Annotated in this window: 11 protein-coding genes and 1 pseudogene; 8 read left to right on the top strand and 4 right to left on the bottom strand. The window is 60.3% G+C overall.

What is annotated here, in order from left to right:
* Positions 1-89: 89 nt before the first annotated feature.
* The 3 genes from prpC to AAEZ10_RS03725 all read right to left on the bottom strand — a co-directional run bounded on the left by prpC (position 90) and on the right by AAEZ10_RS03725 (position 2,967).
* Positions 90-1,217 (bottom strand): bifunctional 2-methylcitrate synthase/citrate synthase, encoded by a 1,128-nt coding sequence (gene prpC, locus AAEZ10_RS03735; RefSeq protein ID WP_122750984.1) that lies wholly within the window; start codon positions 1,215-1,217, stop codon positions 90-92.
* Between the two features lie 137 nt (positions 1,218-1,354).
* Positions 1,355-2,248, bottom strand: coding sequence for a methylisocitrate lyase (gene prpB / locus AAEZ10_RS03730; protein ID WP_024012298.1), 894 nt, complete (start codon positions 2,246-2,248; stop codon positions 1,355-1,357).
* Positions 2,245-2,967 carry a GntR family transcriptional regulator gene (locus AAEZ10_RS03725; RefSeq protein ID WP_172834046.1) on the bottom strand — a complete coding sequence of 241 codons (723 nt, stop codon included), beginning with the start codon at positions 2,965-2,967 and terminating at the stop codon, positions 2,245-2,247. The genes prpB and AAEZ10_RS03725 overlap by 4 nt, the downstream gene beginning before the upstream one ends.
* A gap of 359 nt (positions 2,968-3,326) precedes the next feature.
* Between AAEZ10_RS03725 and rloA the strand changes: the two genes are divergently transcribed.
* The 4 genes from rloA to pabB all read left to right on the top strand — a co-directional run bounded on the left by rloA (position 3,327) and on the right by pabB (position 7,982).
* On the top strand, positions 3,327-3,863 hold the full coding sequence (gene rloA, locus AAEZ10_RS03720; RefSeq protein ID WP_273527284.1) for a retropepsin-like aspartic peptidase RloA: 537 nt from the start codon (positions 3,327-3,329) through the stop codon (positions 3,861-3,863).
* A gap of 5 nt (positions 3,864-3,868) precedes the next feature.
* The gene (rloB, locus tag AAEZ10_RS03715; RefSeq protein WP_024012295.1) at positions 3,869-5,404 is read left to right on the top strand and encodes an osmotic stress tolerance membrane protein RloB; all 1,536 of its coding nucleotides are present in this window, start codon (positions 3,869-3,871) and stop codon (positions 5,402-5,404) included.
* Entirely contained in the window at positions 5,404-6,390 is a 987-nt protein-coding gene (locus AAEZ10_RS03710; protein WP_016773817.1) for an alpha-L-glutamate ligase-like protein, read from the top strand. Before rloB ends, AAEZ10_RS03710 begins: the two co-directional genes overlap by 1 nt.
* Before the next feature lie 248 nt (positions 6,391-6,638).
* Complete coding sequence (gene pabB / locus AAEZ10_RS03705) at positions 6,639-7,982, top strand: aminodeoxychorismate synthase component I (protein ID WP_350567741.1); 1,344 nt, start codon at positions 6,639-6,641, stop codon at positions 7,980-7,982.
* A 131-nt stretch (positions 7,983-8,113) separates the two neighbouring features.
* On the opposite strand, the gene thrH is transcribed toward pabB, so the two are convergent.
* Entirely contained in the window at positions 8,114-8,731 is a 618-nt protein-coding gene (gene thrH, locus AAEZ10_RS03700; protein ID WP_350567738.1) for a bifunctional phosphoserine phosphatase/homoserine phosphotransferase ThrH, read from the bottom strand.
* 165 nt (positions 8,732-8,896) lie between these two features.
* On the opposite strand from thrH, the gene AAEZ10_RS03695 reads away from it, so the two are divergent.
* From AAEZ10_RS03695 to AAEZ10_RS03680, 4 genes and pseudogenes are all read left to right on the top strand, one after another.
* Positions 8,897-9,637, top strand: a complete 741-nt coding sequence (locus tag AAEZ10_RS03695) for a phosphoadenylyl-sulfate reductase (protein WP_073473953.1) — start codon at positions 8,897-8,899, stop codon at positions 9,635-9,637.
* A 12-nt stretch (positions 9,638-9,649) separates the two neighbouring features.
* A pseudogene (locus AAEZ10_RS03690) lies at positions 9,650-9,748 on the top strand (metal ABC transporter ATP-binding protein); the annotation flags it as partial.
* A gap of 466 nt (positions 9,749-10,214) precedes the next feature.
* Complete coding sequence (locus AAEZ10_RS03685; protein ID WP_282387019.1) at positions 10,215-11,753, top strand: NCS1 family nucleobase:cation symporter-1; 1,539 nt, start codon at positions 10,215-10,217, stop codon at positions 11,751-11,753.
* A 54-nt stretch (positions 11,754-11,807) separates the two neighbouring features.
* On the top strand, positions 11,808-12,536 hold the full coding sequence (locus AAEZ10_RS03680; protein ID WP_122705849.1) for an aspartate/glutamate racemase family protein: 729 nt from the start codon (positions 11,808-11,810) through the stop codon (positions 12,534-12,536).
* The last annotated feature ends 123 nt before the right edge of the window (positions 12,537-12,659 follow it).

Below are 12,659 nucleotides of genomic sequence, written 5' to 3'. Positions count from 1 at the left end.
TCAATGTTGAATGTGACTCAGTCATCGCTGGCAAGCCAGCTCCCACAGGGTCTTCGGTGAATCTCGGATCAGCGCTTGGCCCTCACCATTCAGCGACGTTCGATTGGCACGAACTTGCGCTGTTCGACGCCGGTGTACTCGGCGCTTGGGCGGATGATGCGGTTGTTGGCGCGTTGTTCGAACACGTGCGCGGCCCAGCCGGTCAGGCGCGAGCAGACGAAGATCGGCGTGAACAGCTTGGTCGGGATGCCCATGAAGTGGTACGCCGAGGCGTGATAGAAGTCGGCATTCGGGAACAGTTTCTTCTGCTCCCACATGGTCTTGTCGATGGCTTCCGAGACAGGGAACAACACCTTGTCGCCGACCTCGTCCGCGAGTTTTTTCGACCAGCCCTTGATCACCTCGTTGCGCGGGTCGCTGTCCTTATAGATCGCGTGGCCGAAACCCATGATCTTGTCCTTGCGCTCGAGCATGCCGAGGGTGCCTTTGATCGCCTCTTCCGGCGACGAGAAGCGCTCGATCATTTCCATCGCCGCTTCGTTGGCGCCACCGTGCAACGGGCCACGCAGCGAACCGATCGCCGCCGTCACGCACGAGTACAGGTCCGACAAAGTCGAAGCGCAAACCCGTGCGGTAAAGGTCGAGGCATTGAATTCGTGTTCGGCGTAGAGGATCAGCGACACGTTCATCACTTTGACGTGCAATTCACTCGGTTTCTTGCCGTGCAGCAGGTGCAGGAAGTGGCCACCGATGGTTGGCTCGTCGCTGACGCAGTCGATGCGCTTGCCGTCGTGGCTGAAGCGATACCAGTAGCACATGATCGCCGGGAACGCGGCGAGCAGACGGTCGGTCTTGTCGCGCTGTTCGGCGAAGTCTTTCTCCGGTTCGATGTTGCCGAGGAATGAGCAACCGGTGCGCATGACGTCCATCGGGTGGGCGTCGGCGGGAATGCGTTCAAGCACTTCTTTAAGCGCCTGCGGCAGGTCGCGCAGCTTGCTCAGTTTGCTTTGATAGTCGGCCAGTTGCGCTTTGGTCGGCAGTTCGCCGTACAGCAGCAGATAGGCGACTTCTTCAAATTGCGCATCGGCGGCCAGTTCACGCACGTCGTAGCCGCGATAGGTCAGCCCGGCTCCGGCCTGGCCCACGGTGGACAGTGCGGTTTGCCCGGCTACCTGGCCACGGAGCCCGGCGCCACTGAGTACTTTTGCTTCGGCCATTGTGTTCTCCAATCTTCTTGAATTTGTATGGGGAAACTTGTGGGAGCGAGCCTGCTCGCGAAAGCGCTGGATCAGTCGACATCAATGTTGGATGTCAGTCCGTCTTCGCGAGCAGGCTCGCTCCCACAGGGTTTTGTTCAGCCTTTCTTCTGTGCAAACAACGCATCGAGCTTCTGCTCGAACGTGTGGTAATCGATACGATCGTAGAGCTCCATGCGAGTCTGCATGGTGTCGATGACATTCTGTTGCGTGCCATCGCGGCGGATCGCCGTGTAGACGTTTTCCGCTGCCTTGTTCATCGCGCGGAACGCCGACAGTGGATACAGGACCAGCGAGACGTCGGCGCCGGCAAGTTGTTCGGTGGTGTACAGCGGCGTTGCGCCGAACTCGGTGATGTTGGCCAGGATCGGTGCTTTCACACGATTGGCGAACAGCTTGTACATGTCCAGTTCGGTAATCGCTTCCGGGAAGATCATGTCAGCGCCGGCTTCGATGCACGCTGCCGCGCGATCAAGTGCCGATTCCAGACCTTCCACCGCCAGTGCGTCGGTACGCGCCATGATCACGAAGCTGTCATCGGTACGGGCATCGACGGCAGCTTTGATGCGATCGACCATTTCCTGCTGGCTGACGATTTCTTTATTGGGGCGATGGCCGCAGCGCTTGGCGCCGACCTGATCCTCGATGTGAATCGCCGCCGCGCCGAACTTGATCATCGACTTGACCGTACGCGCCACGTTGAACGCCGACGAGCCAAAACCGGTGTCGACATCCACCAGCAGCGGCAGGTCGCAAACGTCGGTGATACGGCGCACGTCGGTGAGCACGTCGTCCAGCCCGGTGATGCCCAGGTCCGGCACGCCGAGCGAGCCTGCGGCCACGCCGCCACCGGACAGGTAGATCGCCTTGAAACCGGCGCGCTTGGCCAGCAGCGCGTGGTTGGCGTTGATCGCGCCGACCACTTGCAAAGGATGCTCGCTGGCGACCGCATCGCGGAAGCGCTGGCCCGGCGTGTTCAGGTTGGAAGTCATGCATCACCTCGTTCAGTGGCTGTCTTGTTGTGGGCGCCGTCCTCGTAGTGACGGGCGATGTTGCGTTTCGAGGCGCCGATGTGGCGGCGCATCAACAATTCCGCGAGCTCGCCGTCGCGGTCGGCGATGGCATCGAGAATGCGGTGGTGTTCGGCGAAGGCCTGGTGCGGGCGGTTCGGCGTGGTGGAAAACTGGATGCGGTACATGCGCACCAGTTGATACAGCTCGCCGCAGAGCATCTGCGTCAGCGTGCGATTGCCGCTGCCCTGGATGATCCGGTAATGAAAGTCGAAGTCGCCTTCCTGCTGGTAGTAACCGACGCCGGCCTGAAATGCCGCATCGCGCTCGTGGGTTTCCAGGACCCGGCGCAGTTCGTCGATTTCCTCGACGCTCATGCGCTCGGCAGCGAGGCGGCAGGCCATGCCTTCGAGAGATTCACGGATTTCGTAGAGTTCGATCAATTCGGCATGGCTGAGCGAGACCACCCGCGCACCGACGTGCGGCACACGCACCAGCAAGCGCTGGCCTTCCAGACGATGGATCGCCTCACGCAGCGGCCCCCGGCTGATGCCATAGGTGCGCGCCAGCTCCGGCTCGGAGATCTTGCTGCCCGGGGCGATTTCGCCTTTGACGATAGCCGCCTGGATGCGCCGGAAGACGTTTTCCGACAGCGTCTCGGAATCGTCGCCATTGATGACCGGGGGATCGAGTTGATCCAGCATGATTGTCGACACCTTTAAATCCAATGCGGCAAAAACTAGCCAATCTGGCCCAATGAGTCAAAGGATAAATAGGTATTGTCGACAATCGTCTAATAACCTCAAAAAGATCGCAGCCTTCGGCAGCTCCTACAGGGCGCACGCAAATCCAAATGTAGGAGCTGCCGCAGGCTGCGATCTTTTGATCTTGCTACACCCTGCCCCAAGCGCTGGCGCCATAAAACCACCGTGCTAGAATGCCGCCCGCATTTGCGGGTCTTTGTACGGCTTGCCATAAAAAGCTGCCAGGCACACGCGGGGGCTTGCGCACGGTTGCGCGGGCACCTGAACCGATAACGGAACGCTGCGCACCAGGATTTATGAGACTCAAGCCTTTCCCCACCTTTTTTGCTCTGTTTTGCCTGCCCGGCCTCGCCGTCGCGGGGGAAAAAACCGTGTACGGCCTCAACGAATACGCTTCGCTTGACGGCATCAATCTCGAAGTTGCGGCCAAACTCGACACCGGGGCGAAAACCGCCTCGCTGAGTGCCCGCGACATCAAACGTTTCAAACGCAACGGTGAATCCTGGGTACGTTTCTACCTGGCCATCGACACCGCGCATTCACACCCCATCGAACGGCCGCTGGCTCGCGTCAGCAAGATCAAGCGCCGCGCCGGCGACTACGATCCAGAAGAAGGCAAGCAGTACACCGCCCGTCCGGTGATCGAGCTGGATATCTGCATGGGTTCGGCATTGCGCAGCATCGAAGTGAACCTCACCGACCGAAGTGCGTTCCAATACCCGCTTTTGATCGGCTCCGAGGCGCTGAAACGCTTCGACGCGCTGGTCGACCCCAGTCTTAAATACGCTGCCGGCAAACCTGCCTGCACCATCGCCGCTCATACCGCCGAGTAATTTCCATGCGTTCTCTAACCTTCCACCTGAAAATCCTGATCGCCGTGCTGGTGCTGCTGGGCGTTTCGGTTACGGCCTATCAGATTTTCGTGCTCGGCATCCCGGTGACCGAAGACGCCACCGACGACCTGTGGAACATCGACGCCAAGGTCGAGTTCGTCGCCAGCACCAAGGATCCGGTGAAGATCCAGATGTTCGTGCCGCCGTTGAGCCGCGACTACGTCAGTCTCAACGAAAGCTTCATCTCCAATAACTACGGCGTAGCGGTCAACCGCATCGACGGCAACCGCAAGGTGACCTGGTCGGCCCGTCGCGCCAAGGGCAACCAGACGCTGTATTACCGTCTGGTGCTGACCAAGCGCTACACCGCGGAAAAATCCAAGGTCAAAGGCCCGACCTTCCGTGACAGCATGGTCATCGAAGGCCCGGAAAAAATCGCCGCCGAAGCCCTGCTCGCGCCGATTCGCCAACACTCGGCCGACGTCGAAACCTTTATTGGCGAGGCGATCAAGCGCGTCAACAACGTGAATGACGACAACGTCAAATTGCTGCTGGCCGGCGATCCGTCGACTTCGCACAAAGCCAAGATCGTCGAACTGCTGCTGTCGATTGCCCACGTTCCGGTAGAAAAAGTGCACACCATCCGCCTCGTCGCCGATCAGCCTCAGACTCCCGAACTGTGGCTGCGCAGCTTCAACGGCAACGACTGGCTGTACTTCAACCCGGAAACCGGTGAGCAAGGCCTGCCGACCGACCGCCTGCTGTGGTGGACCGGTGACGAAAACCTGATCACCGTCGACGGCGGCAAGAAAGCCAACGTGACCTTCAGCCTGAACAACAGCGAGATGAACGCGATTCGTCTGGCCAAGCTGACCGACGAAAACACTGACGCCAACTTCCTCGATTACTCGCTGTACGGCTTGCCGCTGCAGACCCAGCAGACCTTCATGATCATGGTGATGATCCCGATCGGCGTGCTGGTGATCCTGATCCTGCGCAACCTGGTCGGCCTGCAGACCCTGGGCACATTCACCCCGGTGCTGATCGCCCTCGCCTTCCGCGAAACGCAGCTGGGCTTCGGCATTCTGCTGTTCACGGTGATCACCGCGCTGGGCCTGTCGCTGCGCTCGTATCTCGAACATCTGAAGCTGCAAATGCTGCCGCGCCTGTCGGTGGTGCTGACCTTCGTCGTGGTGTTGATTGCGGCGATCAGTCTGTTCAGCCACAAGCTTGGCCTTGAGCGTGGCTTGTCGGTGGCGCTGTTCCCGATGGTGATTCTGACCATGACCATCGAACGCCTGTCGATTACCTGGGAAGAACGCGGCGCCAACCATGCGCTGAAAGTCGCGATCGGCACGCTGTTCGCCGCCTCCCTGGCGCACCTGATCATGACCGTGCCGGAGCTGGTGTACTTCGTGTTTACCTTCCCGGCGATCCTGCTGATTCTGGTCGGATTCATGCTGGCGATGGGGCGCTATCGCGGCTACCGCCTGACCGAACTGGTGCGTTTCAAGGCCTTCCTGAAGAAGGCTGACGCCTGATGTTCGGTTTCTGGAAGACCTGGAAGGCCCTCGAGGCGCGCGGCATCATGGGCATCAACCGCCGCAACGCGGACTACGTGCTCAAGTACAACAAGCGCAGCCTGTACCCGATCGTCGATGACAAGATCCTCACCAAGGAACGCGCCATCGCCGCCGGCATTCACGTGCCGGAGCTGTACGGGGTGATCTCCACCGAGAAGGAAATCGACAAGCTCGACGAGATCATCGGCGGGCGCAGCGACTTCGTGATCAAACCGGCGCAGGGCGCGGGTGGCGACGGCATCATCGTCATCGCCGACCGCTTCGAAGGCCGTTATCGCACGGTGTCGGGCAAGATCCTTGCCCACGAAGAGCTGGAGCATCACATCTCCAGCATCCTCACCGGCCTGTACTCGCTGGGCGGCCACCGCGACCGCGCGCTGATCGAATACCGTGTGACCCCGGACCAGATCTTCAAGAGCATCAGCTACGAAGGCGTGCCGGACATCCGCATCATCGTGCTGATGGGTTACCCGGTGATGGCGATGTTGCGTCTGCCGACCCGTCAGTCAGGCGGCAAGGCCAACCTGCACCAGGGCGCCATTGGCGTTGGTGTGGATCTGGCCACCGGCCTTACGCTGCGCGGCACCTGGCTGAACAACATCATCACCAAACACCCCGACACCACCAACGCGGTGGATGGCGTGCAACTGCCCTATTGGGACGGTTTCATGAAACTCGCCGCCGGCTGCTATGAGCTGTGCGGGCTGGGTTATATCGGCGTGGACATGGTGCTCGATCAGGAAAAGGGTCCGTTGATTCTCGAACTGAATGCACGGCCGGGGCTGAACATTCAGATCGCCAACGATTGCGGCCTGACCTTGCGCACTCACGCGGTCGAAGCGCGGCTGGAAGAGCTGAAGGCGCGGGGCGTTAAGGAATCGGTAGAAGAGCGGGTGGCGTTTACTCAGGAAATGTTTGGGCATATTCCTGCGGTCGAGGGCTAAAAGCTGAAAAGCCCCTCACCCTAGCCCTCTCCCGGAGGGAGAGGGGACTGACCGTGGTGGATGCGAGAGCTGCGCCGACCTGAAATACCCGGTCGAACTCCGGCCTTGAAAAGCATGAAGATCGGCTCCCTTTCCCCCTCGCCCCCTTGGGGGAGAGGGCTGGGGTGAGGGGGAGGCTTTTGACTTTGATCTGGCAGCGCAGAGGACTACAATCCCCACCCCGCCTCAACGGCCGATCTGCCCCGCCCATGCTGACCTGCTCCGTACACCCACTGCCCTACCGCGCCAACCCCGCCGACTATTTCGCGGCCATTCGCAACGCACCCGGCGCCGTGCTGCTCGACAGCGGCCGGCCGAGCGCTGAACGCGGCCGTTATGACCTGCTCAGCGCCTGGCCGCTGGAACAACTGGCGGTGTTGCCGGACGAGAGCGGCGCGCATTTCCTCCAGCGCCTGCGTGACCACCTCAGCCGCTTGGGCGAAGCGCAGTTGCCCGCCGGGTACGAATTGCCGTTCGCCGGCGGACTGATCGGTTATCTGAGCTACGACTTCGGCCGGCATCTGGAAAACCTGCCGAGTCAGGCGCTGGATGACCTGCAACTGCCCGATGCGCGTTTTGGCCTGTACGACTGGGCGCTGATCAGTGATCACCACGGGCAAACCAGCCAATTGGTCTTTCATCCATCGCTTGTCGACAGTGAACGGCTGCGATTGATCGCGCTGTTCACTCAGCTTCAAGTTGACGCGCTGGCGCCCTTCAAACTGAACGCCCCGATGGCCGCTGATCTCTCGGCCGACGATTACCGTCAGGCCTTCGAACGCATTCAGGACTACATCCAGGCCGGCGACTGCTATCAGGTCAACTTCGCGCAACGCTTCCGCGCGCAGTGCCAGGGCGATCCGTGGCTGGCTTACTGCGCTTTGCGTCAGGCCTGCCCGACGCCGTTCTCCGGGTTCCAGAGCCTGCCCGATGGCGGCGCGGTGCTGAGCCTGTCACCGGAACGTTTCGTCAGAGTCAGCCAGCGTCAGGTTGAAACCCGTCCGATCAAGGGCACCCGCCCTCGCGGCCTGACCCCAGCCGAGGACGCGGCCAACGCCGCCGAACTCTTGGCGAGCCCCAAGGACCGCGCAGAAAACCTGATGATCGTCGACCTGCTGCGCAACGATCTCGGGCGCACCTGCCGCATCGGCTCGGTGCGGGTGCCGGAGTTGTTCAGTCTGGAAAGCTATCCGAACGTGCATCACCTGGTCAGCAGCGTGACCGGTGAACTGGCGGCGGATCGTGATGCGCTGGACCTGATCGCTGGCAGCTTCCCCGGCGGCTCGATCACCGGCGCACCAAAGATTCGGGCGATGCAGATCATCGACGAGCTGGAACCGACGCGGCGCGGTCTGTATTGCGGCTCGTTACTGTATCTGGACGTGCGCGGCGAGATGGACAGCTCTATCGCCATCCGCAGTCTGCTGGTCAAGGATGGCCAGGTGTGCTGCTGGGGCGGCGGCGGGATCGTCGCCGATTCGGACTGGCAGGCGGAGTATCAGGAGTCGATGACCAAAGTGCGGATCCTGCTCGATACCCTGCAAAACCTCTGAGGAATGATCGTTCCCACGCTCCGCGTGGGAATGCAGCCCGGGACGCTCCGCGTCCCATCCAAAGCCGAACGCGGAGCGTCCGTTGAGGCATTCCCACGCAGAGCGTGGGAACGATCATCAGGTAGCCAGGCTTACAGGCTGAGATCGCGGTTTGAGGCTTTGACGAATTCCCGCTTCAGCTCTTCAAACGTATGCACCGCCGGGAACTGCGGAAACTCGCGAATCACGTTGTCCGGCGCGTGAAACAGAATCCCTGCGTCCGCCTCGCCGAGCATGGTCGTGTCGTTGTACGAATCACCCGCCGCGATCACCCGGTAGTACAGGCTCTTGAACGCCAGCACCGACTGGCGCTTGGGATCTTTCTGGCGCAGTTGATAGCCCGTCACCCGACCGCTTTCGTCAGTGATCAAGCGGTGGCAAAGCAGAGTCGGGAAGCCCAGCTGGCGCATCAACGGCTGCGAGAATTCATAAAAGGTGTCCGAGAGAATCACCACCTGGAAACGCTCGCGCAGCCAGTTGACGAACTCCACCGCACCATCCAGCGGTTTCAGCGTGGCGATCACTTCCTGAATGTCCGAGAGCTTGAGGCCGTGCTCGTCGAGGATGCGCAAACGCTGCTTCATCAATACGTCGTAATCGGGAATGTCCCGAGTGGTGGCCTTGAGGGAGTCGATTCCGGTTTTTTCGGCGAAGGCGATCCAGATTTCCGGTACCAGTACCCCTTCAAGATCCAGGCAAGCAATTTCCACAAGACACTCCCGTTTGTAGTGATTATTTGAGTCAAGCGAGGCCGAACTCTAGCGTCTGCACCAGACGCGCGCAACGCAGAGGACGCCCCGGCCCCGGCAGCTTTTTGTTACCATCGGCCCCCTATAGAGCGCCCGAGCGCCATTGACCTGTAGGAAGCCGCCCTGATGAGCCCAACGTTCGACGTCGTGGAACTCGCCACGACCTATGCCAACAAATCCGCCCAGGACATCCTCAAGCTCGCCTTCGCCGAGTTCGGCGATGACTTGTGGATATCTTTCAGCGGCGCCGAGGACGTGGTGCTGGTGGACATGGCGTGGAAGCTGAACAAGAACGTCAAAGTGTTCAGCCTCGACACCGGCCGCCTGCACCCGGAGACCTACCGTTTCATCGAGCAGGTGCGCGAGCATTACCAGATCGATATTGAAATCGTCTCGCCGGACTACACGAAACTCGAACCGTTCGTGAAGGAAAAAGGCCTGTTCAGCTTCTACAAAGATGGCCACGGCGAATGCTGCGGCATCCGCAAGATCGAACCGCTGCGGCGCAAGCTGTCCGACGTCAAAGCCTGGGCCACCGGCCAGCGCCGCGACCAGAGCCCGGGCACCCGCAGCGCTGTGGCGGTGCTGGAAATCGACACGGCGTTCTCGACACCGGAACGCACCCTGTACAAGTTCAACCCGCTGGCGCAGATGACCAGCGAGGAGATCTGGGGTTACATCCGCATGCTCGAACTGCCCTACAACAGCCTGCACGAGCGCGGTTTCATCAGCATCGGCTGCGAACCCTGCACCCGCCCGGTGCTGCCGAACCAGCACGAGCGCGAAGGCCGCTGGTGGTGGGAAGAAGCCACGCAGAAAGAATGCGGCTTGCACGCGGGGAATATCATCAGCAAGAGCAAGGTTTGATCATTTGCTGAAATGAGTTCCCCTGTGGGAGCGAGCCTGCTCGCGAAAGCGCCGTTCCAGTCAACGTTTCAGTTGCCTGATCCACCGCATTCGCGAGCAGGTTCGCTCCCACATTGAATATGTGCCAGGCACACAAAATGTGTACACAAGGTTGTCACCATCGGTGCCATTTATGTGTGCACTTTCAGTTCCGACGCCCTGAAAAGTTACACTCCCCAGCAGAATCCCCATCTGCTTGCCCCTCTGCAAACTCCCTCCCCTGAAAAAAATTCCTGTCCAATCGATCAATTTATATCGCCGGTTTTTCAGCGACTTATGTTGCATCGATAACTATTCGAAATGAGCCCTGCCGCTTATAGATTGGCAACTGGCACAAATCTGGCTTTATCGCATACATGTTTTGTATACAAAACTGCAAAACATGCACACTTTCGATCCGCAAGCCTGAAGCGCCCTATCCCGTACAGGCTGCAGATGCCCCGTAACCAGTGATGTTTTCACCGCCGCGACGAAGATTTGTCGAGCCTGAGCGCTCATGCACAGTCATCGCGGTGGCGAACGTCAGGAGCCTGCCGGAATGCGTACAAGTCTTTCGAATAACATCGCGCTGAATCTGCCCTCCGCCACGCTCGATCAACCGTTGCCCGATGACGGACTGAGCGAGCCGCTGCAACTGAGCCCGCGTCTGCACAACAGCGATCTGGCGCCGACCAAAGCCGAAGGCCGGCGCTGGGGCCAGTACAGCATCTTCGCCCTGTGGACGAATGATGTGCACAACATCGCCAACTACTCGTTCGCCATCGGCCTGTATGCGTTGGGCCTGGGCGGCTGGCAGATTCTGTTGTCGCTGGGGATTGGCGCGGCGCTGGTGTACTTCTTCATGAACCTGTCCGGGTACATGGGGCAGAAAACCGGGGTGCCGTTTCCGGTGATCAGCCGGATCAGTTTCGGCATTCACGGTGCGCAAATTCCTGCATTGATCAGGGCGGTTATCGCCATCGCCTGGTTCGGTATTCAGACGTATCTCGCCTCAGTGGTATTCCGCGTCTTGCTGACTGCCGTGCATCCGGGCTTTGCCGAATACGATCACAACTCGATTCTCGGTCTGTCGAGCCTGGGCTGGGTGTGCTTTGTAGCAATCTGGCTGGTGCAACTGGCGATCCTCGCCTACGGCATGGAGATGGTGCGCCGTTACGAGGCATTTGCCGGGCCGGTGATTCTGCTGACCGTTGCTGCCCTCGCCGGGTGGATGTACTTCCAGGCCAACGCGACCATTGCCTGGTCGATCCGCGAGCCGCTGACCGGTGGCGAGATGTGGCGCAACATCTTTGCCGGCGGCGCGTTGTGGCTGGCGATCTACGGCACGCTGATTCTCAATTTCTGCGACTTCGCCCGTTCTTCGCCGTGCCGCAAGACCATCAAGGTAGGAAATTTCTGGGGTTTGCCGGTGAACATTCTGGTGTTCGCTGCGATAACCGTACTGCTGTGTGGCGCGCAGTTCCAGATCAACGGCCGGATCATCGAAAGTCCGACCGAAATCATCGCCTCGATCCCCAACACATTCTTTCTGGTGCTCGGCTGCCTGGCTTTTCTGATCGTCACCGTTGCGGTGAACATCATGGCCAACTTCGTCGCCCCGGCGTTCGTCCTCAGCAACCTGGCGCCGAAGTACCTGACCTTCCGCCGCGCCGGGTTGATCAGCGCGACCATTGCCGTGCTGATCCTGCCGTGGAACCTCTACAACAGCCCGCTGGTGATCGTGTATTTCCTGTCGGGCCTCGGCGCCCTGCTTGGCCCGCTGTACGGGGTGATCATGGTCGACTACTGGCTGATCCGCAAAGGCCGGATCAACGTGCCGCAGCTCTACAGCGAAGATCCCAACGGCGCTTATTACTACAGCCGTGGCATCAATTTCCGCGCGGTGGCGGCGTTTATTCCGGCAGCGCTGATCGCCATCGTCCTGGTCCTGGTACCTGGTTTCCACAGTGTTTCGCCATTCTCCTGGCTGATCGGTGCCGGTATCGCCGGCATGCTTTACCTGATCATCGCCAAACGCCAGACGCATTACGCCGACGTCAGCGGCGAATGCATCGCTGTGGATAACGTCAGCCATTGATCCCTTCGCGGCCCGGTTTTCGGGCCGCACCACTGCCCGCAATAAGGATTTTCCATGCGTATTCTCGTGGTCAACGTCAACACCACCGAATCCATCACCGACGCCATCGCCCGCTCGGCGCAGGCCGTCGCTTCGCCCGGTACCGAAATCGTCGGCCTGACGCCGTATTTCGGCGCCGAATCGATTGAAGGCAACTTCGAAAGCTACCTGGCCGCCATCGCCGTGATGGACCGGGTGATGGCCTACGATCAACCCTTCGATGCGGTGATCCAGGCGGGCTACGGCGAGCACGGCCGCGAGGGTTTGCAGGAATTGCTCAACGTGCCGGTGGTGGACATCACCGATGCGGCGGCCAGCACCGCGATGTTTCTCGGCCATGCCTACTCGGTGGTGACCACACTGGATCGCACCGTGCCGCTGATCGAGGATCGGCTGAAATTGTCCGGTCTGTGGGATCGCTGTGCGTCGGTGCGCGCCAGTGGTCTGGCGGTTCTGGAGCTGGAACACGAACCGCAGCGCGCACTGGAAGCGATCGTGCAGCAGGCCGAACTGGCGGTGACCCAGGACAAGGCCGAGGTGATTTGCCTGGGCTGCGGCGGCATGGCCGGGCTGGACGAGCAGATCCGCCGGCGCACCGGCGTGCCGGTGGTGGATGGCGTGACAGCGGCGGTGACGATTGCCGAATCGCTGGTGCGCTTGAAGTTGTCGACGTCGAAGGTGCGCACGTATGCGACGCCACGGCCGAAGAACATTATTGGCTGGGCGCAGCGCTTTGGTCGATAGACCGAGTTATCGTTCATCGCGGGCAAGCCCGCTCCCACAGGATTTTGTGTTGTTTGCAAGATGTGTGAACAACTCAAAACTTGTGGGAGCGGGCTTGCCCGCGATAGCCGCAACTCGGTTTGG

It is taken from the genome of Pseudomonas sp. H26/SER47-MNA-CIBAN-0231 (assembly GCF_040310465.1).
GTDB lineage: Bacteria > Pseudomonadota > Gammaproteobacteria > Pseudomonadales > Pseudomonadaceae > Aquipseudomonas > Aquipseudomonas atacamensis.
The sequence above is the reverse complement of the archived record's forward strand: the minus strand, read 5'-3'. Positions and strand labels throughout refer to the sequence as shown.

Coding starts and splice junctions, on each gene's coding strand:
- AAEZ10_RS03680 (WP_122705849.1), top strand. CDS start 11,808: ATGCGTATTCTCGTGGTCAACGTCAACACCACCGAATCCATCACCGAC.
- pabB (WP_350567741.1), top strand. CDS start 6,639: ATGCTGACCTGCTCCGTACACCCACTGCCCTACCGCGCCAACCCCGCC.
- rloB (WP_024012295.1), top strand. CDS start 3,869: ATGCGTTCTCTAACCTTCCACCTGAAAATCCTGATCGCCGTGCTGGTG.
- prpB (WP_024012298.1), bottom strand. CDS start 2,248: ATGACTTCCAACCTGAACACGCCGGGCCAGCGCTTCCGCGATGCGGTC.
- AAEZ10_RS03710 (WP_016773817.1), top strand. CDS start 5,404: ATGTTCGGTTTCTGGAAGACCTGGAAGGCCCTCGAGGCGCGCGGCATC.
- AAEZ10_RS03685 (WP_282387019.1), top strand. CDS start 10,215: ATGCGTACAAGTCTTTCGAATAACATCGCGCTGAATCTGCCCTCCGCC.
- rloA (WP_273527284.1), top strand. CDS start 3,327: ATGAGACTCAAGCCTTTCCCCACCTTTTTTGCTCTGTTTTGCCTGCCC.
- AAEZ10_RS03695 (WP_073473953.1), top strand. CDS start 8,897: ATGAGCCCAACGTTCGACGTCGTGGAACTCGCCACGACCTATGCCAAC.
- prpC (WP_122750984.1), bottom strand. CDS start 1,217: ATGGCCGAAGCAAAAGTACTCAGTGGCGCCGGGCTCCGTGGCCAGGTA.